The sequence below is a fragment of the Nonomuraea maheshkhaliensis genome, from assembly GCF_039529435.1.
Lineage (GTDB): Bacteria > Actinomycetota > Actinomycetes > Streptosporangiales > Streptosporangiaceae > Nonomuraea > Nonomuraea maheshkhaliensis.
Window position 1 is genome coordinate 1 of the sequence record NZ_BAAAMU010000036.1, and the last position, 21,181, is coordinate 21,181.

Sequence of the window (21,181 nt, forward strand, 5' to 3'; positions counted from 1 at the left end):
GGGCCCCCGCCCTGACCCCCCCCCCCTCCTCGCCGCAACCGTCCCAGACGCCGTCCCAGGAACCTCGGGCTGAGACCCGCACTTCTCTCAGGAAAGATCCATGCCTGAACTTCAGCCGATGTCCGAGCTGCTCGCCGGCCACGTCGAAGGCCACCTCGCCGCCGCCCGCGGCATGGCGGCGCTCATGCCCGCCGTCGAGGCCGCGGCGGACCTGCTCATCGACGCCTTCGCCCACGGCGGCACCCTCTACACGCTGGGCAACGGCGGCAGCGCGGCCGACGCCCAGCACCTCACCGGCGAGCTGGTCGGCCACTACAAGCGCGACCGGCGCCCGCTGCCCGCGGTGACGCTCACGACCGACGCCACGGTCATGACGTGCATCGCCAACGACTACGCCTACGAGGACGTCTTCGCCCGGCAGGTCCAGGCGCTGGCCCGCCGGGGCGACGTCGTGGCCGCCTTCACCACCAGCGGAAACTCGCCCAGCGTGGTCACCGCACTCGACGCCGCGCGGAGCAAGGGCGCGGTGACGGTACTGTTCGGCGGCGGCGACGGCGGCACCGCCGCCAAGTACGCCGACCACCTCCTCCTCGCCCCCAGCTCAGAGACCCCCCGCATCCAGGAGATCCACACACTGATGCTGCACATGATCAGCGAGCAGCTCGACGTCTGGGCGGCAGCGTGACCAGGCGCCCCGCCCCCATGTCGAACGCCCCCTCCGGCGGCCGGCCCTCCGGCCTTCCGGCGGCCCCACGCCCGGCCGCCAGCCCTGGCCGTACCCTGCACATGATCGGCAACGCCCACCTCGACCCCGTGTGGCTGTGGCCGTGGCAGGAGGGCTACCAGGAGGCGCGGGCCACGTTCTGGTCGGCGATCCACCGCATGGACGAGTACCCCGACTTCGTCTTCACCTGCGACCAGGTCGTGCTGCTGTCGTGGGTGGAGGAGTCCGACCCCGAACTGTTCGCCCGGATCGGAGAGCGGGTGGCGGAGGGCCGCTGGGTCATGACCGGCGGCTGGTGGGTGGAGCCCGACTGCAACATGCCGTCGGGGGAGTCGTTCGTCCGCCAGGGCCTGTACGGCCAGCGCTACCTCAAGGAGAAGTTCGGCGTCACGGCCTCGGTCGGGATGAACGTGGACCCGTTCGGCCACAACGCCATGCTTCCGGCCATCCTGCGCGGCCAGGGCATGGACTCCTACTGCTTCCTGCGCCCGGGGCCGCACGAGAGCGACCTGCCCGGCACCATGTTCTGGTGGGAGTCGCCCGACGGCAGCCGGGTGCTGGCCTACCGCATCCCGTTCGAATACTGCAGCCCGCCCGGCGAGGTCGCGGGACAGACCGAGAAGGCGCTCGGCCAGCTCGACCGCTCGCTCGGCGATCTGATGGTCTTCTACGGCGTCGGCAATCACGGCGGCGGCCCCACCAAGGCCAACATCGAGTCCATCCACCGCTACGACCGGATGGGCACGTTCGGGGAGCTGACGATGTCCTCCCCGCGCCGCTACTTCGACGAGATGGTCAAGCGGCTCGGCGAGCAGGGCCTGGCCGAGCTGCCGGTGTGGCGCGACGACCTGCAGCACCACGCGGCCGGCTGCTACTCGTCCCACTCCGGGATCAAGGCATGGCAGCGCAGGGCGCAGGCGGCGGTGCTGTCGGCCGAGCGCTGGGCCGCCGTCGCCGGCCACGACGCCCGCGCCGACCTGGAAGGGGCCTGGAAGCAGGTGCTGTTCAACCAGTTCCACGACGTGCTGCCGGGCTCGGCCATCGAGCCCGCCTACGACGACGCCCGCGACCAGCTCGGCGAGGCGGTGGCGATCTCCAAGCGGATCATCACCGGGGCGCACAACGTGATCGCCCGCGACGTGTGCGTGCCCGAGGAGACCGGCACCCAGCCGGTCGTCGTCTTCAACCCGCACCCGTGGCCGGTCAGCACCAGGGTCGAGCTGCAGTACGGCCTGGCCCCCAGCGGCGTGCACGTCGTGGACGCCGACGGCGCCGACGTGCCCTGCCAGCGCACCCAGTCGGTCGCCACCACCGACGACAAGGGTCGCGGTGCCACCGTGTTCCAGGCCGAGCTGCCCGCCCTCGGCTACCGCCTCTACCGGCTGCGCCAGGGCCCGGCCGCCCACGCCACCGGCACGCTGTCCGCCTCGCTGTCCGCCTCGCTGTCCGCCTCGCTGTCCGCCTCGCGGCACCATCTGGAGAACGACGTCCTGCGCCTGGAGCTCGACCCCCTCACGGGCTGGCTGTCCAGCCTGGTCGACAAGCGCACCGGCGTGGACCTGGTGGCCGGGGCGGCGGGCGAGCACACGCAGATCTGCGAAGACCCGACCGACACGTGGGGCCACCGCGTCGTCTCCTACGACTGGCCGGGCGCGGCGATGACCACGACCGACATCGTGCTGCGCGAGGAGGGTCCGCTGCGCGCCCGCATCCGCGTCGAACGCGAGTGGGGCCGCTCCACCATGGCCGAGGAGTTCATCCTGGGCGCGGGCGACGACGACGCCGTCGAGGTGCGGGTCACGCTCGACTGGCGGGAGCAGGCGCACCTGATGAAGCTGCGCTTCCCGGTCGGGCTGGAGAGCCCGGTGGCCACGTACGAGATCCCCTTCGCGCACCTCGACCGGCCGATCGACGGGGCGGAGGAGCCCGCCCAGTCGTGGGTGAACCTGTCGGGGACCGTGAACGGCAGGCGCGCGGGGCTGGCCGTGGTGAACAACGCCAAGCACGGCTACGACGTCTCCCCGCCCGGCCCCGGTCCCAGCCACAGCCGCAGTCACAGCATCGGCATCACCGCCGTGCGCAGCCCGGTCTACGCCTGGCACGACCCTCGGCTGCTCGACCCCGACGGCTTCTACTCCTACCAGGACCAGGGGACGCAGCGGTTCTCGTACCTGCTGGTGCCGCACGCGGGCGACTGGCGCGCGGCCGCGCTAACCCGGCGCGCCGCCCTGCTCGGCTCGCCGGTGCGGGCGATGCTGGAGAGCTTCCACGACGGCCCGCTGCCGTCCTCGCGCGGTTACCTGGACGACGGCGGCGGCCAGGTCATGGTCACGGCGGTCAAGCTGCACGAGGACGCGCCCGGCGATCTCGTGGTGCGCGCCGTCGAGAGCACCGGCGAGGCCGCGGTCGCGACCCTGAACATCCCGATGGCCGGCATCCGGCTGACGGCCGACTTCGGGCCGAGCCAGATCCGCACGTTCCGGATCCCGCTCGCCGACCCGCTCGCCGCCGTCGAGACGGACCTGATCGAGCTGAACGAGCGCAAGGGCGCGTTCACGGTGGAACCGTGGTGATCGTCGCGGGCGGCGGCGAGCCCGCTGGCGATCACCGACCCCGACGGGGGCGCGGTGACCGTGGAGGTGCTGGGCGAGGGCACGTGGAGCGTCGCCTGGCGCTGGGGCGAGCGGCTCCCGACCGGCCGCCGCGACCTGACCCTCGACCTCGGTACGACGGCGCCGAGCCGGCCGCGGGCACTGTGCGCGTGAGCAGGTCCGTGGCCGCCGGCGACCCGTGGTGGCTGATCCCGGGCCTGTTCTACGGCGAGAACCGGCCCGCTGCCTGCCGGCGGATCTTTCCACGCTTCGAGACGGGGCCGACCGGCCGGAGGAACTGGTCTCGGCCCGCTGGGGCTTCCGCGCCGACCGGGCCGCCACACCGGCCGTGCTGGCCTGGGGCGACAGGGGCGGTGCCGCGCTGATCGCGAACGAGCGCTCGTCCCTCGGCCCGACCGGCCTGGCCATCGATCACACAGAGGGAGCGCTCGGCTCGACCGGCTCGGCCATCGGCCACGCGGAGTCGGCGTCCAGCCTGGACGGGCCGACCATCGATCATGCGGCGGGGACGGCGACGATCTCGCTGCTGTTCCCGTACCAGGAGTATCCGGTGACCTACTACGGATCCGCCCTGGCCAGGCCCGCCGAGGCCGCCGTGCACGTGCGGCGGCCGGGGGAGTCGCACGTCCTGACGGTCGCCACGTGCGCGCTGCCCGCCGACCGGCACGCGTACGCGCCGCTGCTGCGCGAGGACCGTGAGCTGCGTCTGTCGGCCGCGCCCGTCGAACCCTGGGCGGACGTCGCGGAGGCGGCCGACATCGCGGCCGAGGGCCTGTACCGCTGGCACTGCGACCCCGAGCCCGGCGTACTGCTGGAGACGGTCGGGTCCGACCGCGAGATCAGCGGGGGCGACGGCGAGCGGGTGGACCGGCAGGCCATGCACGTCGGCTGGGTCAGCGGCATCCCCTGGGCGACCGCGCTCCTGGAGCACGGCCTGCGTACGGGCTGGTGTGCACCGCCGAGCCGGTCGAGCTGCCGGGGGCGCTCGGAGACCCGTACTACGCCGAGCGGGCCCACGAGACGCTCGCCTGCTTCCGCCAGCTTCTGCCCGCCACCGACGGCGACCTCAACGCCTCCCGCGGCATGATCACCGAACGGCACTACCAGACGGACTGCTTCCAGCCGAAGGGCATGTACCTGACGCTGTCGCACGCCTGGAGCGCGGGGGTGCTGCTGCTGGCCTGCGAACAGGTGCTCGCCGAGACGTCGGTGGCGGCTCGGGATCGCTGGTGAGCGCTTCGCCGGCGACCGACCGCCCGACTCGGGGGGCCGCGCGTAGCGACCGGGTAATCTGAGCACCCCGTCAACACGGAAAGGCGCTCGATGCCCGGTGCGCGACTCCGGCCGGTGGATCTGGCGCGGGAGCACGGTCTGTCGACCCAGGCGGTCCGCAACTACGAGGACGCGGGCATCCTGCCGCCCGCCGCCCGCACCGAGTACGGCTACCGCACCTACACCCGCCTGCACTCCCGGGCCTTGGGCGCGTTCCTCGCCCTCGTGCCCGCCCACGGACACCGGACCGCCACGTCGATCATGTACGCCGTGCACCGGGACGCGGAGGAGGAGGCGCTGCGGCTGATCGACGAGAGCCACGCCCAGCTGCTCGACGACCGCCGCACGCTCCGGGCCGTCGAACAGGCCCTGCGTGCCCTGGAACCGCCGGACCCGTCACCGGTCGCCGGCACGTTCATCGGCCCGCTGGCCGTCCGGCTCGGCATCCGGCCCGCGACCCTGCGCAAGTGGGAACGGGCCGGGCTGGTCACGCCGCGCCGCGATCGGCAGACGGGCTACCGCGTCTACTCGGCCGCCGACGTACGGGACGCGCAGCTCGCGCACCAGCTCAGAAGGGGCGGCTACCCGCTGGAGCAGATCGCGCTGCTGCTCGCCCAGGTCCGCGCGGCCGGCGGTCTCGCGCCCTTGGAGAGCGCCCTGAACGACTGGCACGAGCGGCTGTCGGCCCGCGGCCGCGCGATGCTGCGCGGCGCCGCCGAACTCCACGCGTACCTGAACGCCCGCGCCCCCGGCGCTGACCGAAGCGAACCGGAGTAACCGGCACGAACCTGAGCAAGCGGTGGCGAGCCGGGGAGCCGGAGCGATCCCGAGGAGACGGAACGACCCGCTGTGCGCCGGGCGTCGGCGTCAGGCGAGCGGGAACACCTCGCCCTCCGTCCAGCGCTCGCCGCCCACGCGCACCAGCAGCGTCACGGCCCGCGCCCGGGACGTCAGCGGCAACTCCCCGTCCAGGGCCGACTCCTCCACCACGCCGGCGCGCCCCAGGGTCAGGTGCGGGATGATCGTGTCGTACGCCCCGCCGTACGGAGGCGTCTCCGGCCAGCGCGCCACGACCGCCTCCGTCAGCCGTACGAACGGCTCGGCGGGCTCCGGCGCCAGGTAGACGACCTCGGGAAAGCGCCCGACCCGCCGGAAACCGACGTCCACGGCCGGATGCAGCCGGAACAGCGCCCGCAGGTCGGCCCGCACGCTGTCGTCGATCCGGCTCGTGTGCAGGAACGGCACCAGCACGGTCACATGCGCCGGGATGCCGTCCTCGCGCTCCCGCCACCGCCCCACCAGCGCCTCCGCCTCCGGCACCGTCACCACCAGCGCCGTATCCCCGGCCCGACACGCCGCCTTCCGCTCCCCACCACTCGCCAAGCTCCCCACACCCGCACCCTCGCCCACGTCACGCCGTTCCACCATCGCTCCTCCTCAGCCCGCACCGCACCCGCACGTTCTCACCTCTGCCCCCGCCCCCGGAGCCCCGCACTGCCCCGCTTTTCGGATATTTCGGGAAAGGCGGCACTGGATTCGGGGGTGACCTAATAGTCTCCCGGGGGTGCAGAATTCGCTGACTTTCACCGACCTTCTCGACGACGCCGCCCTGATCTCCCTGGAACACCAGCTGCATCTGGAAGAAGTCCTGGCCGAGCACAGCTGGCATGTGGACCTCCAGGCGCAGCGTTTCGAGTTCACCGGGGCGCGGCCTCGCACGTGCACCGCCTTCCACCTGCTCGGCAGCGCCGCCCCCGGCCCGGGCTCGTGGTTGTGGGCGTGGGCGAACCCGTCCGGTTTCCCGCCCGAGGTCGCGGCGACGGCCGCGAAATTGCGTGACTTCGGGCTCCAGCACGGCATCCCGGAGCTGGCCTCGGCGGAGGTCCCGTTCAGTGCGCTGCCGGGCTCGCCCACGGAGCCGCATCTCGTCGCCGGGCTGATGACTGAGGCGGCCAAGGCGGTGACCGGCCTCTGGACCTCGTACAACGGCGACGCGGGCGGCGGCACGCGCGCGGCCTTCCTGGTGGAGCACCCCGACTTCCACCTGCCTGCGATCGAGTCGGTCCGCGTCATGCGGGTCATGCAGCAGGCGCTCGCCGGCCTGCGCCTGTCGGACCACCGGCGGGTGGTCCACAGCTACGCCAAGCACCGGGGCCTCGGCGTGAGGTTCGACGGTGACCAGGCCACGCTCTCCGGGCCCGGCCTGTCGGCGGTGGTGGACTTCGACGGGCTGGGGCGGATCGCCCACATCAACGCCAATCTGTCGTCCGCGAATGGTGGCTGAGTCCGCCCCATCCCGACGTCGACACCAGCCTGCCGTCCCCGGACCGCGGCTGACGCCACTCCCGGCGTCAGCGTCCCCGGCAGCGGCGCCGCTCTGACAACCCCGGTGGAAAAGCCGTGGCCGGGGTCAAGGGGCTCGGGTAACTTGCTCCGCATGCTGGCCTACCCCGACAAACCGGCGCCCGGTGACGGAGTCGCGATCCTGTCCCCGGCCGCCGGGCTGCCCGCCATCTTCCCCGCCCCGTACGAGCTGGGCCTGTCCCGCCTGGAGAAGGACTTCGGGCTCGTTCCGGTCGAATACCCGACCACCCGAGTGCTCGGCGCCTCCCCGGCCGCGCGCGCCGCCGACGTCAACGCGGCCTTCGCCGATCCGTCGATCAAGGCCGTGCTGACCGCCATCGGCGGCGAGGACCAGATCAAGGTGCTGCGTCACCTCGACCCCGACGTCCTGCGCGCGAACCCGAAGCCGTTCTTCGGCCTCAGCGACAACACCAACCTGTGCAACTACCTGTGGAACCTCGGCATCGTCTCCTACTACGGCGGCGCGATCATGACCGCCTTCGGCCGCGGCGGCGCGATGCACGCGCAGACCGAAGAGGCCCTGCGGGCCGCGCTGTTCACCCACGACGAGTACGAGCTGCGTCCCGCGACGGGTTACAGCGACGTCGACCGCGACTGGGGCGACCCGGAGACGCTGCTGAGCGAGCCCGAGCTGTTCCCCGGCGACGGCTGGCAGTGGCACGGCCCGAGCCATGAAGTGACCGGCCCTTCGTGGGGCGGCTGCCTGGAGATCGTCGACTGGAACCTGCGCGTCGGCACCCACATCAGGCCGCCCGCCACGTACGACGGCTGCGTGCTGTTCCTGGAGACCTCGGAGGAGCTCCCCGACGCGAATTACGTGTACCGCGTGGTCATGGCCATGGGCGAGCGCGGCCTGCTCCAGCACTTCGGCGCCGCCGTCGTCGGCCGGCCCAAGGCGTGGTCGATGGACAGGCGGCCGACGCCCGAGCGCAAGGCCGAGTACATCGCCGCCCAGCGGGAAGCCGTGCTGAGGGCGTTCACCGAGTACAACCCGGACATTCCACTGGTCTTCAACGTGGACATCGGGCACACGGACCCGCAGCTGGTCGTTCCGTACGGCGGCACCGTCACCGTCGCCCCAGCAGCCGGCCGCGTCACCGTGCGCTACTGAGCACCGCCACCCGGGAGAACCATGAAAATGACGATCTTCGGCCCCGCCATCGACGTCCGCCCCCTGTTCCCGCGCGAACGGCAGGCCCTGCTCGGCCTGCTGCGCGCTCTCGGCCCGGGGGACTGGTCGAAGGAGACGATCTGCCCGGGCTGGGACGTGCACGACATCGCCGGACATGTGCTCAACGACTATCTGCGGCGCCTGTCGGGCGGCCGCGACGGCTACGCGGGCGCCGTCTTCGCCGACGACGAGACGCTGCCCGCCTACCTCGCGCGGACGAACGGGGAGTTCGTCGCGGCCACCCGCCAGCTCAGCCCGCGGCTGCTGATCGAGCTGCTGGAGCATCTCGGGCCCCAGCTCGACGCCGTCTGGGCGGCACGCGACCTGGAGTCACCGGCCGGCCTGAACGTGTCCTGGGCCGCCGCCGACGTCGACAGCCCCACGTGGCTCGACATCGGCCGCGAGTACACCGAGTTCTGGGTGCACCAGCAGCAGATCCGCGACGCCGTGTCCATGCCGGGAGCCACCCAGCCGGAGCTCATGGCGCCGGTGCCGTACCTCTTCGCCCGCGCCCTGCCGCACACCCTGCGCACGATCGAGCGGCCCGACGGGACGACGGCCGAGCTGGAGGTGCTGGGGCCGGCCGGTGGACGGTGGAGCGCGGTGCGGCGCGACGGCCGCTGGCGCATGGCGGAGGACGCGGGTGAGCCGGCCGCGCGGGTCTCGATGGACCAGGACGTGTTCTGGCGGCTGGCGAGCAGGGGCATCACCGTGGAGGAGGCACGCGAGCGTTCCACGCCGAGCGGCGACCCCGAGCTCACGGCCGCGATGACGACACTCCTCGCCGTCGTCGCCTGAGCCGACCCCGAGCCCGAAAGCCCGGCCTGCGCGCGAGCCCGGCAAGGCCCCGGCCGAACGCAAGGCCCGGCCGGACAGAAAAGCCTGGGAACGCTCTTCCGAGCGCTCCCAGGCCCCGGGAGATCAGCTGCCGACCGGCTCGGCACGCAGCCGCGCCGAGTGCTTGACCAGCGCGATCAGCACCTCACGGCTCGACTCGCGCTTCCTCGCGTCACACATGATGATCGGAACGGACGGGCTGAGCTGCAGCGCCAGGCGTACCTCGTCCAGCTCGAACGTCGGCGCCCCCTCGAAGCAGTTGACCGCCACCACGAACGGCGTCCCGCGCCGCTCGAAGTAGTCGACCGACGGGAAGCAGTCGGCCAGCCGCCGGGTGTCGGCCAGGATGACCGCGCCCAGAGAGCCCTCGGCCAGCTCGTCCCACACGAACCAGAACCGCTCCTGCCCTGGCGTGCCGAACAGGTACAGGACGTAGTCGCTGCCCAGCGTGATGCGGCCGAAGTCCATCGCCACGGTGGTGGTCCGCTTGGCCTCGACGGACGTGAGGTCGTCGACGCCGATGCCGCGGTCGGTCAGCACCTCCTCGGTGCGCAGCGGCCGGGTCTCGGAGACGGCGCCCACCATGGTCGTCTTGCCCGCGCCGAACCCACCCGCGATCAGGATCTTGATCGCCGTCGGCAGGCGCGGACGCTCAGAGCGAGCGAAGACCATCGAGCACCGCCCTGTACATCTTCATGTCGTGCATGTCCACCTCGGATCGTGGTTCCTGCGCGGAGACGAGTTCACGGTCGAACAGGTCGCCGAGCAGCACCCGGATCGTGCCGGCCGGCAGGTCCAGGTAGGCGGCTATCTCGGCGACGGACTTGGGCTCGCGGCAGAGCTGGATGATCCGCAGGTGCTCGGGATCGAGCCCCGCGTCCGGCCCGGGTGGAGGGCCCACCGCCAGCGCCATGGAGATCAGGTCGAACCTGCCGTGGGCCGGCTGGGTACGGCCGCGCGTGACGACATAGGGCCGGATGATCTCCGGATCCACCCAGTGCTCGTCCGTGGGCTCGTCGGCGCCTCTCACCGGTCGCTCCTGGCGATGGCCTCGGCGTTGCGGGCCCCCGAGGTCAGGTATTGGCCCACCCGGGCCACCAGCATCGCCATCTCGTACGCGACCAGCCCGATGTCGGCGTTCTGCGCGCACAGCACGGCCAGGCAGGCCCGCTCGCCCGCGGTGGTCACGATGAGGAACTGGTTCTTCCACTCGACGACCGTCTGCCGCACCTCGCCGCCGGAGATGTGCTCGGAGACTCCCTTGGCCAGGCTCTGCAGCCCTGAGGCCACGGCGGACAGGTGCTCGCCGTCGGTCCGCTGCAGGCCCGCTGAGGAGGCCATGAGCAGTCCGTCCGACGACAGCACGATGGCGTGCTCGGTCTCCTTGATCCGGCCGACCAGGTCGTCGAGCAGCCAGTTGAGGTCGGTTCCCGTTGACGGGGTCATGCTTCACCTCCGGGCTGCTCGTCCATCATCTCGGCCGCGCGGGTGCGGCCCAGACGGGTGCCTGACTGCAGAGATCCCATCATCGCGCGGATCTCCTCCGGCGAGCGCTCGTCATCGTCCTCCTCGAGGTCGGGCTGCGTGGGCGTGTCGTCACGCAGCGCTGGCGCCAGGTTGGCCTGGGGCACGCGCAACGGTAGCCCCGATGGGGTGAACTCGGCCACAGGTCGCTGCTCCGGGTCGGCCGGCTTCTCTGTCGCTGTTTCCGGGTCGGGCGCCGGAGCGCCCTCGGGCTGTGGGGCCGGCTCTGGAGCCGGCTTGGGGTCGGCCACGGGGGTGGGACGCGACACCGGCCGGGGCTCCGGCCGGGTCGCGGGCCTGCCGTCCGTCCTGCTCCCCGGCCCGTTCTCAGGAGTGGCCGCCGGACGCGGCACCGCCGTGGGGCGGCCGGGCTTGAGCGTGCGCACGTTCTCGGCCGAGGCCGGCCGGGTCGCCGCCGCCACCGCCGCCAGCCTGCGCGGCAGCCGGTCGCGGCCTTCGCCGTCGTGCGGCTCGGGCGTGGGGTCGAGCTGGACGAGCGCCTGCGGCAGCAGGACGACGACCGTCGTGCCGCCGTACGGGGACGCCTTCAGCACGACCTGGATCTCGTGCCGCCTGGCGAGCTGGCTGACCACGTAGAGGCCGAGCCGGGCGGTGCCGGTGATGCGGAACTCCGGCGGGTCCGCGATGCGCTCGTTGGCCGCCTCCAGGTCCTCGGGCTTCATACCGAGGCCGCGGTCCTCGATCTCGATCACGTACCCGTTGGCCACGAGCTGCCCGCTGACCTGCACGTTCGTGTAAGGGGGCGAGAACGACACGGCGTTCTCGATCAGCTCGGCGAGCAGGTGGATCACGTCACCGACGGCCCGGCCGACGAGCACCACGTCGCCCATCGGCATGAGCGAGACTCGCGTGTAGTCCTCGACCTCGGCCAGCGCGCCGCGGACCACGTCGACCATGGGGACCGAGCGCCGCCAGGTTCGGGCGGGCGCGGAGCCGGACAGGACGATGAGGTTTTCCGCGTTGCGCCGCATCCGGATGGCGAGGTGGTCGAGCCGGAAGAGCTCCTTGAGCTCCTCGGGGTCGGTCTCGCGGCGCTCCATCACGTCGAGGACGGTCAGCTGGCGGTGCACCAGGCCCTGCGTCCTGCGGGCCAGGCTGAGCAGGATGTCGCGGATGCTGCGGCGCAGCTCGGCCTGCTCGGCGGCGACGCCGATGGCGGTGCGCTGGACGGTGTTGAACGCCTGGCCCACCTGGCCGATCTCGTCGTCACCGAAGTCGAGCGCGGGGGCCTCCTTGGCGACGTCGACCTCCTCGCCCTGGCCGATGCGCTCGACGATGCCGGGCAGGCGGTCGTCGGACAGCTCGTGGGCGGCGTCGCGCAGCTTCTGCAGCTGGGCGAACAGGGATCGGGCCGTGGTGATGGACAGCATGATCGAGGCGATGACCGCGAGGAGGCCGAGGCCGCCGGCCAGGACCAGCCGGACGATCACGTTGACGGCGACCGGCACCGTCCGCTCGACCACGCGGTCACCGGCGTCGAGGACCATGGTGTTGAAGTCGGTCAGGAAGCGCTCGGTGGCCGACTTCCACTCCGCGGCGGTGAACGGCAGGCTCAGGGAGCTCTGGTCGTAGGCCATGACCTGCTTCTCCAGGGTCTGCAGCCGGACGGCCGACTGTCCCTTGATCAGCTTGTCGTAGGCGGCCCGGTCGAAGTCGGGCAGGTCGGTCGCGGCCTGTTCGGCGGTGATCCGCCAGGAGCCCACCATCTGGGAGAAGCCGGCCAGGGTGGCGGGGGTCAGCCGCCCGTCGGCGAGCGCGCCGGCCAGCAGCGCGTCCTCTCTGGTGAGGAGCTCTCTGGCGCGGCTCAGGGCGAGCAGCGAGCGGACGTCTCCGGCGAGCTCCTTGTCGTCGAGCGTCGCCAGCGAGCCGTAGAGGCCGTAGATGGGGTCGATGACGTCGGCGTACGCGTCCGACGTGCGCGCCTGGTCGAACCGGCCCGCGTCGATGCCCTTACGGACCTCCTTGAGGGACTCAAGCCGCGTCAGCATCTGGGCGAGCCGCTCGTCGCCCTGGTCGTCGAGAGCCAGATCCACCACGCTGGAGCTCGCCGACTCCCGGAAAGCCGCGTGGAAGCGGTCGGTCTGCTTACGCTGCGTTTCCAGTTCTTTGCGAGATTGGGCGGTCTTCTCGCTCAGCCGCACCATCGAAATACGACGCTCTTTTTGCAGCGCGAACAGCAAAGGGTCGCTCGGGGCCGACACAGCGCTGTCGAGTTGGGAGACCCAGAGGAGGTTGACGCCCTCACGGAGGGTGACCCACGCGGCGAAGACCCACAAGGCCGCCAGGGAGAGCAGCATGGCCGTGATCTTGGTCCGCAGCCGCGTCTTGCGGAAGCGCATTATATCCACCCGGTGAAAGTCACATGTTGTACGCCAGCCACCTGACGTGCGGGGACGCTGGACATCATATCGATCAAGGGACTCTAGCGCACCGGCAAAGCGTCTCTCAAGCAACAGTAATCACACTTGCCGGGCTATTGACTCAAGTTAGTCAAATTCACCCCAAAATGGGTCAGAAACGATATTCTCGGCAAGTGACCGACCCTGCCTCCGTTTATTTCCACATCCACAATGACCTCGCTGACCAGCTCCTTCAACAGTCACATCAACTGGCGGGCGTGCCACCGGAGGACCGCGGCGGCATCCTTCGAGCCGCGCTAGACTCCGCCCCTGACGTGGCCCGTCTGCTGAGTCCCTATACCGCCCTTTTCGCCGACGGAGACAGCGCGGGAAGCCGGCTGGCCTTCAGCTGCCTGTCGGCCGCGGCCACGTTCCCGGGGGCGCGGCGCGAGCAGATCGCCGACCTGGGCGCCCTGAGCACGATCCTGTTCGGCGTCGACGACATCACGGACAACGTCGCGGGCAACGTCACGGGCAACGTCACGGGCAACGTCGCGGGCGGGTGGACTCACCAGGACGTCGTGGCCCTGTTCCGGCGGCTGTCCTCCGTCCTGGCCGGCGAGCGGATCGAGACGGGGCCGGGGAGCACGCCCATGGAGCAGGCCCTGCACGCCTGGCAGACGTGGTGCGACCGCTTCCACGGGTACGGCGCCGCCGCCGCGTACGCGCCGCTCCTGGCGGAGCAGCTGGAGCTCACCGGCGCCGCCATGGCGCAGGAGAGTGTCTGGGCGACGGGCGGCGAGCCGTGGCCCGCCTACACGGAGTACCTGCCCAACGCGACCGTCACGTTCCTCTATCACACGTGGTGGCTGGCGGCGCTCGGGATCTGCGGCCCGAGCCCCGCCGACGCCGCCGCCTGGGAGACCGTCGGGCAGGTCACCGAGCTCGGCGCCGCCTGCCTGCGGCTGGCCAACGACGTCAGGACGTTCGAGCGCGAGCGGAGCGAGGGCAAGCCGAACGCGGTCCTCATCCTCGAACGCGCGGGCCTGCGTACCGAGGCGGCCGTCGAGCAGGTGTCGGCGCACATCCGCGAGCTCAACGCGGACTTCACGCGGGCGCTGGCCGGCCTGCCCGCCGATCTGGAGTGGGTCGCCGACGGGCAGCGCAGGTGCGTGTTCTTCAGCGGCGGCTGGTACATGGCCAGGGACACGCACGCGTACACCGTCCAGGACCTCGCCGCCGACGCGGACGCTCATCGCGGCTGAACCGCCTGTGCCCGTGCCCGCCGGACGAGGTGCGACGACGCGATGACGGCGGCGCGGGCCACGGCGGTGGGCACGTACAGGTCCTTGTCGTGCCAGAGCGGCGGGTGCTCGCCGGCCCGGCCCGACAGGTGCGCGTGACCGCGGTCCGCCGCCTCCAGCCGCCGCGGGTCGGCGTGTCCGCTGGTCAGCAGCAGGATCTGGATCGCGTACGCGGTCTCCTCCGCCGTGCCCTCCCAGCGGCCCCACGAGCCGTCAGGCCGCTGGGTCCGCAGCGTCCACTCGGCCGCCGCGCGCACCGCCTCCCGCGCGGACTCCCCGCCGAAGGCGTCGAGCGCCAGCGCGCAGCTCACGGTCGCGTAGTACGGGGAGGCGTGCCACCGGTCCGTCCAGCTCCCGTCCGGCTGCTGGCGTTCGCGGATCCACCCGGCCAGCTCGCCGATGGCCGCCTCGTAACGCGGCGCGGCGGCGGGCACGCGGCGGACGTACTCGCCGAAGGCGTCCAGGATGTGCGCGTTCACACTGACCGAGACGCCCTGCTCGCCGGGCCAGGTGGAGAAGTGGGTGCCCGCCCGGAACCCCCACAGGCTGTCCGGCTCGTACGGCGCGTCCAGCAGCGCCAGCGCGTACAGCGCCACGGACGTCGTGTCGGCGTCGGCGGGCAACCCGGGTCCCGCGGGCGTGCCGGCGGGGCCGATCGCCGTCCTGATGTCGGCCACCATCTCCGGCGGCACCTCGATCTCCACCCCCGCCCGCAGCAGCCAGCTCAGCACCCAGCCGCGCTCGAACACGGTGATGGGCAGCCCCACAGGCACGGGGCCTCCATACAGCCGGACCACCGCCTCCAGGTGCCCGCGGGCCGGGTCGTGCGTGTCGCGCTCCCCGCGTTCCCCGTGCTCTCCGAGCCACGCGGCGGTCGCGGCGGGTGAGGCGCCGACGCTGCCGATCGGCGTGGGCCGGATGCCGGGCGCCCCTGCGGCGGCGTCGGAGGCGATCTCCAGGGCGTGCAGCAGCTTCTCCGGCACCTCCTTGCCGGACCTGACCCGCGACCTGACGACGTGGAGCGCGTCGTAGCTCATGGCCGCGGGCAGCGGGATCGGCGCCTGACCGGGTAAGTCCTCGACGCGCTGGTTGATCCGGGCGACCAGGGAGGGGACGATGTGCTCGATCGCCGGCATGTCGGGCAGATCGAGAGGGCCGCCCAGCCAGGCGGTGAGCACGCGCAGGCCGCGCTCCACCGCGCCAACCAGGCTCGCGCGATCGGTTTCCGGGTCCGCGCGCGTCAGCGCGGCCGGGCCTGTGCGGCCGGCGTCCAGGTCACCGCGCGTCAGTGCCGCCAGGAGGCCCTCGGTGGCGCTCAGTGTCGGCACCACGCCGTACCCGTCGGGCGCGCCCCAGGCGCCGTCCTGGCGCTGCGTGCGGATCAGGTAGTCGATGCGTTCCCGATGCCCGGTCAGCCAGGGGGCCAGCGACACGAGCCGGCCGGTCTCGTACACGGAGGTCGAGACCTGCCCCCATGGCCGCAGCATGAGGCTCGTGACCAGTTCGCCCGCTTCCGCGGCGATGTCCGTACCCGCGGTGATGTCCGCCGCCTCGCCGACGCTCACGCCGCACGCGTCCGCTCGGCCGGGTGCAACTGGAGGAACAGCTTCTGCTTGGGTCTCAAAGTGGCTCCCCCCGGTACGGGCTTGAGCTGTTGCGGATTGGCCACGACCGGCCGGAATCTGCTCATCACGTTGGCGATCACCAGGGACGCCTCGATGTAGAACAGGTGCTGGCCGAGGCAGACGTGCGGGCCCACCCCGAAGGGGACGAACGCGTACCGGTGCGAGAGCGCGGCCTTCTCGTCGGCCCAGCGCTCGGGGTCGAACTCCAGCGGCCGGGGCCAGAACTCCTCCAGCCGGTGGGTCGTGTACGGGCTGATCAGCACCTGCGACCCCGCCTTGATCGGCACGCCGCCGATCTCCGTGTCCGCCACCGTCTGGCGGGGGACGACCCAGGCGTTCGGATAGACCCGCAGCAGCTCCTGGAGGACCATGCGCAGGTAGGGCATCGAGGTGATGTGCGAAGGGCGTACCGGATCGTCGCCCACCACCCGGTCCACCTCCTCCTGCAGCCGCTCCCGCACACCGGGATGGTCGTGCAGCACCTGCCACAGCCAGATGAGCGACATGGCCGTGGTCTCGGAGGCGGCGCCGTAGATGTTCACCAGGTCGTCGCGCACCTGCCGCAGGTCGGCCTCGCCCTCCTTCTCCAGCCGGGCCGCGAGCAGCGCCGAGACGACCTCCTTGCTCCTGGTCTTCTCGTGCCGCGCCTGCTCGATGAGGGGGTAGACGATCTCGTCGATCTTCTTCGCCGACCGCAGGAAGGCGCGGTCGCCGGGCACCCTGATCGAGTACGGGGCGAAGGGGAGCAGCATGCGGAAGCCGATCGAGGTCGCGCAGGTGGCGAACTCGGGCGCCAGCCGTTCGGCGGTGTCACGGGAGATCCGGCCGCCGAACAGCACCTTGATCACGGTGTCGTTGACGATCGAGGTCATCTGGTGCTCAAGGTCGATCGGCCGGCCCGCGCGCGAGTAGTCGTCGAGCTCGGAGATGCGCGCGGCGATGGTGTCGGCCATGTCCTCGGCCAGCGAGGCGGTGTAGCGGGCGGTGAACAGCGGCTGGAGGATCTTCCGCGCCGACGCCCAGCTCTCGCCCTCACCGAGGATGCTGTGCCCGATCAGGCGCTGCAGCGGCCGCCAGAAGACGCCCGCGCGGACGAAGTTGGTCCAGTCCGTCTTGAGCACCTGCTGGACGTGGTCGGGGTGCGAGATGAGGTACGGGCGGAACGGCCCGAGGTGGAGCCGGACGACCCGCCCGGAAGCGTCGGTGCCCATCCTGGCCAGCTCGGTGACCGGGTCGCTCACGAGCCTGGGAATGGCGTGGTGGGAGGGAACGATGTGAGGTCTGTTGGTGCGGGTTGCCTTGGCGTGCGGCATGACAGCGATCCCCGATCCGGATGCGATGGCACACGAGAGCCGGCGGGCGTCGGCGTCCGTGATGCCTGCGTGTCTGATGGGTGAGAGGCGGCGTCTGAACTAGATGGGGGGAAGGGTGGGTCGCGGTGCGGCTCGAGTGGCTCTGGCCGGCTCAGCGGGCGCCTTCGCGGACACCCTGGTCGCATGAGCCCCGAACGCCACTTGTGATCCCTCCATCGCTTACGGTGCCCGTCTCACATCACGGACATCTCCTGACAAAAGTCAACCGTCTGGTGGAGTATCACATGCTTGTGCATGTAGATTCAAGATCGTACCCGGGGTAGGAGCGCCAGTTGAATCTCAGCCATCCGTTGCGCGGGGCCACCATGGCCCGCTGTCGTGGCCTCCTCGACCCGGCCCTCAGGGACGCCGTCTCGGTGCTCGACCCCTGGTGGGGGCGTATGGCCGCGTTCGCTCTGGGCCGGTCCGACACCGACGGCGGCCCGCGCGGCGAGGCCGACGGATTCGGTGGGAGCAGTGGCGACGGTGGCAAGGGCGTGCGGCCCGCCATCGCCCTGCTGAGCGCCGAGGCCGTCGGGGCGCCCGCCGAGTCCGCGCTGCCCGGCGCGGTGGCGGTGGAGCTGGTGCACGCGTTCTCCCTGGCCCACGACGACATCATCGACCGCGACGAGCTGCGCAGGCACCGCGCCGCCCTGTGGAAGGCGTACGGCGTGGGCCCCGCGCTGCTCACCGGTGACGCGCTGCTGGCGCTGGCGGTCGGCCAGCTGGCCGGGCGGCCGGAGGCGATGCCGTACCTGTCGGCCGCCCTGATCGAGCTGGTCCAGGGGCAGAGCGCCGACATGGCCTTCGAGAGCCGCCCGTGGAAGGGGCCGGGCGAGGTCGGCATCGACGAGTACGCCGAGATGGCCGCGGGCAAGACCGGCGGCCTCCTGGGCGCCGCCGCCGCGGCCGGCGTGGCCCTGGGCGGGGCGCCGGAACTGGCCGACGCCATGTGGGCCATGGGCCGCGACCTCGGGGTGGCCTTCCAGATCGTGGACGACATGCTCGGCATCTGGGGCGATCCGCGCGTGACGGGCAAACCCATCTACAGCGATCTGCGGCGCGACAAGAAGACGCTCCCCGTGCTGGCGGCCCTCGCCGACGGGGGTTCCGCCGCCCGCGAACTGTCCGCCCTGCTGGCGGCCGGGGCGACGGACGAGGAGTCCGTACGGCATGCCGCCCACCTAGTGGAGGAGGCCGGCGGCCGGGAGAAGGCGCAGGCGCTGGCCGATCGGTACGTGGAGAGCGCGCTCGGCGTCATCGACGAACACCTGCCGGACGCCGGCGAGCTCCGCGCCCTGTGCGACTCCCTGGTCCACCGGGTCAACTGACGCCGGTCCTTCGGGCCGGCTGACCCGGTCGAGTCCCGCCGGTCGAGTCATGACGGCTTTGCCCCGATCGCGTTCATGAGCCGCGGATAGACCCGGTGCAGCTCCCGCTGCCAGTACACGTGCCGATGCCCGCCCCGGTAGAAGTGGGTGCGTACCGGGATGTCCAGCTCCTCCAGCCGACCGGCGAACGACCTGGCAGCCCGGTTCGCCAGGTCCTCGACCAGGTCGCCCTGCCCGGCGGACACGTACAGCTCGACGCCCTTCAACCGCCCGGCCAGGTCGTAGGGGTTGTGCGCGCGCCAGACCTCCCGCTGCGCCTCCGGGTCGCCCCAGACGCGCTTCCAGTCCGTGCCGAAGCAGCCGATCGTGGTCCCCGCCATCACGGCCTGCGGGACGCCCGGCGCCAGGATGTGCAGCGCGCCGCTGAACGAGGCCGCCGCCTCGAACCGGCCCTCGGCCGCGTACAGCATGGCGCCCTGACCGCCCATCGAGTAGCCCGCGACGGCGCGCCGGCCGCCCGCCCGGTAGCGGGACTCCAGCAGTGGCAGCAGCTCGTCGAGGTGGTACGACCTCCAGCGCGGCGGGCCGCCCGCGCCGCCGTTCCACCAGTCGGAGTAGCTGCCGCAGCGGCCGCCGTCCGGCATCACCACGAGCACGCCCGTGTCGCGGGTGATCGCTTCGACGTCGGTCCGCGCGGTCCAGGACGTGTGGTCGTCCAGCCCGCCGTGCAGCAGCCACAGCACCGGCCAGCCGGTACGCGACTCCCAGCCGCGCGGGAGCAGCAGGCGTACGCCCGTGGTGGTGCCGAGGGCGTCCGACCTGATCGTCAGCTCCATCCTGCGCTCGTCGAGCCGCCGCTCCGCCACGACCTCCACCGGGCTCTCCGCGGACCCCACCGCCGGGCCCTCTGCGCCGGTCCCGGTCTCGTTCGTGGACGGGCGGGGCTCCTCGTGAGCCCCCGGCAGGATCGTCACCACGCCCGCCAGGAACAAGCCGCCGGCCACGACCAGGAACAGCCCGCCCGCGACCACCACGCCGACCAGGCATCCACGTAAGCGGGGCCGCATCGAGCCTCCCAACCAGGGTGCGCGGATAATAGCGGGATGAGATCACTGGGCACTACCGGCCTGTCCGTTTTCCCGATATCGCTCGGCACCAATGTCTTCGGCTGGACCGCCGACAAGGAGACCTCGTTCGCCGTCCTCGACGCCTACGTCGAAGGCGGCGGCAACTTCCTCGACACGGCGGACGCCTACCCGTACTGGGCGACGGGGGAGTCCACCTCGGAGACGATCATCGGCGAGTGGCTGGCCGAGCGCCGCAACCGCGACTCCATCGTGCTGGCCACCAAGGTCGGCATGCTGGAGGGGCACAAGGGGCTGGCGCCGGCCACGATCAGGACGGCGGTCGAGAGCTCGCTGCGGCGGCTGCGTACCGACTACATCGACCTGTACTGGGCGCACGTGGACGACCGGGACACGCCGCTGGTGGAGACGCTGTCCACGTTCGACACGCTGATCCGCGAGGGCAAGGTGCGCCAGGTGGGCGCCTCCAACTACGACGCGCCGCGCCTGGCCGAAGCCCTCAAGATCTCCGGCGAGGAGGGGCTGGCCCGGTATGTGGCGTTGCAGCAGCCGTACAACCTGGTCGAGCGTGCCTACGAGGGCGAGCTGCGCGAGGTCGTGGCCACGGAGGGTCTGGCCAGCACGCCGTACTCAGGGCTGGCCCGCGGCTTCCTGACCGGCAAGTACACGCCGGGGGCGAACGTGGACAGCCCGCGGGCGGGGACGGCCTCCCGCCACCTGGAGACCGCGCACGGGCCCAGGGCGCTGGAAGCTCTCGTCCGGCTCGCGGGGGAACGCGGGGACGCGCCGGCCTCGGTGGCCCTGGCCTGGCTCGCCGCCCAGCCGACGATCACGGCACCGATCGCGAGCGCGCGCAACGTGGAGCAGCTGCGGCCTTTGCTGGCTGCGGCGGAGCTGACGCTGAGCGAAGAGGAACTCACCCTCCTGGACGAGGCCTCCCGCCCCTGACCCGCCCTGCCGGGCAACTCGCCGTGCCCGGCAGCCCGCCATCCGTCGCCCGCCATCGAGGGCACGTTGCGGCGACGTCACCAGCGACGACCAAGAGCCGGGCCGGCGGACGCGAAGGTCGGGTGGCGGCGAGGCCATGCCGACAGGAACGAGGGCAGAGGTCAGGCGGCGACGAGGTCGTGCTGACGGCACCACTCGTCGACGCTGCCCGCCTCGCGCTCGATGACCCGCGTCCAGTGGGCGTCGGCCGCGATCGCCTCCTGCACGGAGCTGTGGGAGGCGAACACCGCCGTGAGTCCGGTGATCTTGAAGATGCGCGAGATGCGGTCCGTGGTCATGACGAGCGCCAGCGACCCCTCGTGCGTACGCAGCCGCTTGAGCCCGCCGACGAGGACCCCGAGTCCGGTCGAGTCGAGGAACTCCACCGCGCTGAGGTCGGCGACGAGATGCACGACGCCCTTGGCCGCCAGGTCCACCACCTGCTCGCGCAGCTTGGGAGCGGTGAACACGTCGACCTCGCCGGCGATCTTGAGCACGGCGCAGTCGCCGACCGGTCCGACCACCTCGATGACGATGTCCTGCATGTCTCGCCTCACCATCAGTCGTGTCATTGACTACATTGACGGGGAACTCTGTAGATTTACAGTACTGTCGCGAGCGCCCTTCCGTCAA

General features: G+C 71.8%; 20 protein-coding genes and 1 pseudogene. 12 read left to right on the forward strand and 9 right to left on the reverse strand.

The features are described 5' to 3' along the window. Window positions 1-100 precede the first annotated feature (100 nt). The 6 genes from ABFX54_RS24075 to ABFX54_RS24100 all read left to right on the forward strand — a co-directional run bounded on the left by ABFX54_RS24075 (window position 101) and on the right by ABFX54_RS24100 (window position 5,385). Window positions 101-685, forward strand: coding sequence for a D-sedoheptulose-7-phosphate isomerase (locus tag ABFX54_RS24075; RefSeq protein WP_346108249.1), 585 nt, complete (start codon window positions 101-103; stop codon window positions 683-685). Window positions 686-786: 101 nt separating this feature from the next. Beyond that, window positions 787-3,297, forward strand: coding sequence for an alpha-mannosidase (locus ABFX54_RS24080; protein WP_346108251.1), 2,511 nt, complete (start codon window positions 787-789; stop codon window positions 3,295-3,297). 54 nt (window positions 3,298-3,351) lie between these two features. Next, the gene (locus ABFX54_RS24085; protein WP_346108252.1) at window positions 3,352-3,489 is read left to right on the forward strand and encodes a hypothetical protein; all 138 of its coding nucleotides are present in this window, start codon (window positions 3,352-3,354) and stop codon (window positions 3,487-3,489) included. A gap of 28 nt (window positions 3,490-3,517) precedes the next feature. After that, on the forward strand, window positions 3,518-4,423 hold the full coding sequence (locus ABFX54_RS24090; RefSeq protein WP_346108254.1) for a hypothetical protein: 906 nt from the start codon (window positions 3,518-3,520) through the stop codon (window positions 4,421-4,423). Continuing rightward, the gene (locus ABFX54_RS24095; RefSeq protein ID WP_346108256.1) at window positions 4,420-4,569 is read left to right on the forward strand and encodes a hypothetical protein; all 150 of its coding nucleotides are present in this window, start codon (window positions 4,420-4,422) and stop codon (window positions 4,567-4,569) included. The genes ABFX54_RS24090 and ABFX54_RS24095 overlap by 4 nt, the downstream gene beginning before the upstream one ends. 90 nt (window positions 4,570-4,659) lie before the next feature. Beyond that, entirely contained in the window at window positions 4,660-5,385 is a 726-nt protein-coding gene (locus tag ABFX54_RS24100) for a TioE family transcriptional regulator (RefSeq protein WP_346108258.1), read from the forward strand. Between the two features lie 90 nt (window positions 5,386-5,475). Here ABFX54_RS24100 and ABFX54_RS24105 read toward each other — a convergent pair whose 3' ends face one another. Further along, window positions 5,476-6,036 carry a 2'-5' RNA ligase family protein gene (locus tag ABFX54_RS24105; protein ID WP_346108260.1) on the reverse strand — a complete coding sequence of 187 codons (561 nt, stop codon included), beginning with the start codon at window positions 6,034-6,036 and terminating at the stop codon, window positions 5,476-5,478. A gap of 136 nt (window positions 6,037-6,172) precedes the next feature. Between ABFX54_RS24105 and ABFX54_RS24110 the strand changes: the two genes are divergently transcribed. The 3 genes from ABFX54_RS24110 to ABFX54_RS24120 all read left to right on the forward strand — a co-directional run bounded on the left by ABFX54_RS24110 (window position 6,173) and on the right by ABFX54_RS24120 (window position 8,941). Next, window positions 6,173-6,892 carry a DUF6882 domain-containing protein gene (locus ABFX54_RS24110; protein WP_346108262.1) on the forward strand — a complete coding sequence of 240 codons (720 nt, stop codon included), beginning with the start codon at window positions 6,173-6,175 and terminating at the stop codon, window positions 6,890-6,892. A gap of 153 nt (window positions 6,893-7,045) precedes the next feature. Further along, window positions 7,046-8,083: a S66 family peptidase gene (locus tag ABFX54_RS24115; RefSeq protein ID WP_346108263.1), complete on the forward strand. Its 1,038-nt coding sequence runs from the start codon at window positions 7,046-7,048 to the stop codon at window positions 8,081-8,083. Window positions 8,084-8,104: 21 nt separating this feature from the next. Beyond that, entirely contained in the window at window positions 8,105-8,941 is an 837-nt protein-coding gene (locus ABFX54_RS24120; RefSeq protein ID WP_346108265.1) for a maleylpyruvate isomerase N-terminal domain-containing protein, read from the forward strand. A gap of 123 nt (window positions 8,942-9,064) precedes the next feature. Here the strand turns inward: ABFX54_RS24120 and ABFX54_RS24125 are convergent, their stop codons facing one another. From ABFX54_RS24125 to ABFX54_RS24140, 4 genes are read right to left on the reverse strand one after another with little or no spacing between them, the layout of a single operon-like run. Next, window positions 9,065-9,652 (reverse strand): GTP-binding protein, encoded by a 588-nt coding sequence (locus ABFX54_RS24125; RefSeq protein WP_346108266.1) that lies wholly within the window; start codon window positions 9,650-9,652, stop codon window positions 9,065-9,067. Continuing rightward, window positions 9,633-10,010: a DUF742 domain-containing protein gene (locus ABFX54_RS24130; RefSeq protein WP_346108267.1), complete on the reverse strand. Its 378-nt coding sequence runs from the start codon at window positions 10,008-10,010 to the stop codon at window positions 9,633-9,635. The genes ABFX54_RS24125 and ABFX54_RS24130 overlap by 20 nt, the downstream gene beginning before the upstream one ends. Then, a complete protein-coding gene (locus ABFX54_RS24135) occupies window positions 10,007-10,426 on the reverse strand; it encodes a roadblock/LC7 domain-containing protein (RefSeq protein ID WP_346108268.1) in 420 nt (139 codons plus the stop codon). Before ABFX54_RS24135 ends, ABFX54_RS24130 begins: the two co-directional genes overlap by 4 nt. Beyond that, window positions 10,423-12,864, reverse strand: coding sequence for a sensor histidine kinase (locus ABFX54_RS24140; RefSeq protein ID WP_346108270.1), 2,442 nt, complete (start codon window positions 12,862-12,864; stop codon window positions 10,423-10,425). The genes ABFX54_RS24135 and ABFX54_RS24140 overlap by 4 nt, the downstream gene beginning before the upstream one ends. Window positions 12,865-13,199: 335 nt before the next feature. On the opposite strand from ABFX54_RS24140, the gene ABFX54_RS24145 reads away from it, so the two are divergent. Next, window positions 13,200-14,129, forward strand: coding sequence for a terpene synthase family protein (locus ABFX54_RS24145; protein ID WP_346108272.1), 930 nt, complete (start codon window positions 13,200-13,202; stop codon window positions 14,127-14,129). Here ABFX54_RS24145 and ABFX54_RS24150 read toward each other — a convergent pair. Both ABFX54_RS24150 and ABFX54_RS24155 read right to left on the reverse strand, forming a co-directional pair. Further along, window positions 14,117-15,733, reverse strand: a complete 1,617-nt coding sequence (locus ABFX54_RS24150; protein ID WP_346108273.1) for a prenyltransferase/squalene oxidase repeat-containing protein — start codon at window positions 15,731-15,733, stop codon at window positions 14,117-14,119. The genes ABFX54_RS24145 and ABFX54_RS24150 overlap by 13 nt on opposite strands. Beyond that, complete coding sequence (locus ABFX54_RS24155; protein ID WP_346108275.1) at window positions 15,730-17,034, reverse strand: cytochrome P450; 1,305 nt, start codon at window positions 17,032-17,034, stop codon at window positions 15,730-15,732. Before ABFX54_RS24155 ends, ABFX54_RS24150 begins: the two co-directional genes overlap by 4 nt. 404 nt (window positions 17,035-17,438) lie before the next feature. Between ABFX54_RS24155 and ABFX54_RS24160 the strand changes: the two genes are divergently transcribed. Then, window positions 17,439-18,476 carry a polyprenyl synthetase family protein gene (locus ABFX54_RS24160; RefSeq protein ID WP_346108277.1) on the forward strand — a complete coding sequence of 346 codons (1,038 nt, stop codon included), beginning with the start codon at window positions 17,439-17,441 and terminating at the stop codon, window positions 18,474-18,476. Between the two features lie 47 nt (window positions 18,477-18,523). On the opposite strand, the gene ABFX54_RS24165 is transcribed toward ABFX54_RS24160, so the two are convergent. After that, on the reverse strand, window positions 18,524-19,543 hold the full coding sequence (locus ABFX54_RS24165; protein WP_346108278.1) for an alpha/beta hydrolase: 1,020 nt from the start codon (window positions 19,541-19,543) through the stop codon (window positions 18,524-18,526). 36 nt (window positions 19,544-19,579) lie between these two features. On the opposite strand from ABFX54_RS24165, the gene ABFX54_RS24170 reads away from it, so the two are divergent. Then, window positions 19,580-20,509, forward strand: a complete 930-nt coding sequence (locus tag ABFX54_RS24170; RefSeq protein ID WP_346108279.1) for an aldo/keto reductase — start codon at window positions 19,580-19,582, stop codon at window positions 20,507-20,509. A 251-nt stretch (window positions 20,510-20,760) separates the two neighbouring features. Here the strand turns inward: ABFX54_RS24170 and ABFX54_RS24175 are convergent. Next, window positions 20,761-21,093: pseudogene (locus tag ABFX54_RS24175) on the reverse strand (STAS domain-containing protein); the annotation flags it as partial. Window positions 21,094-21,181: the final 88 nt, after the last annotated feature.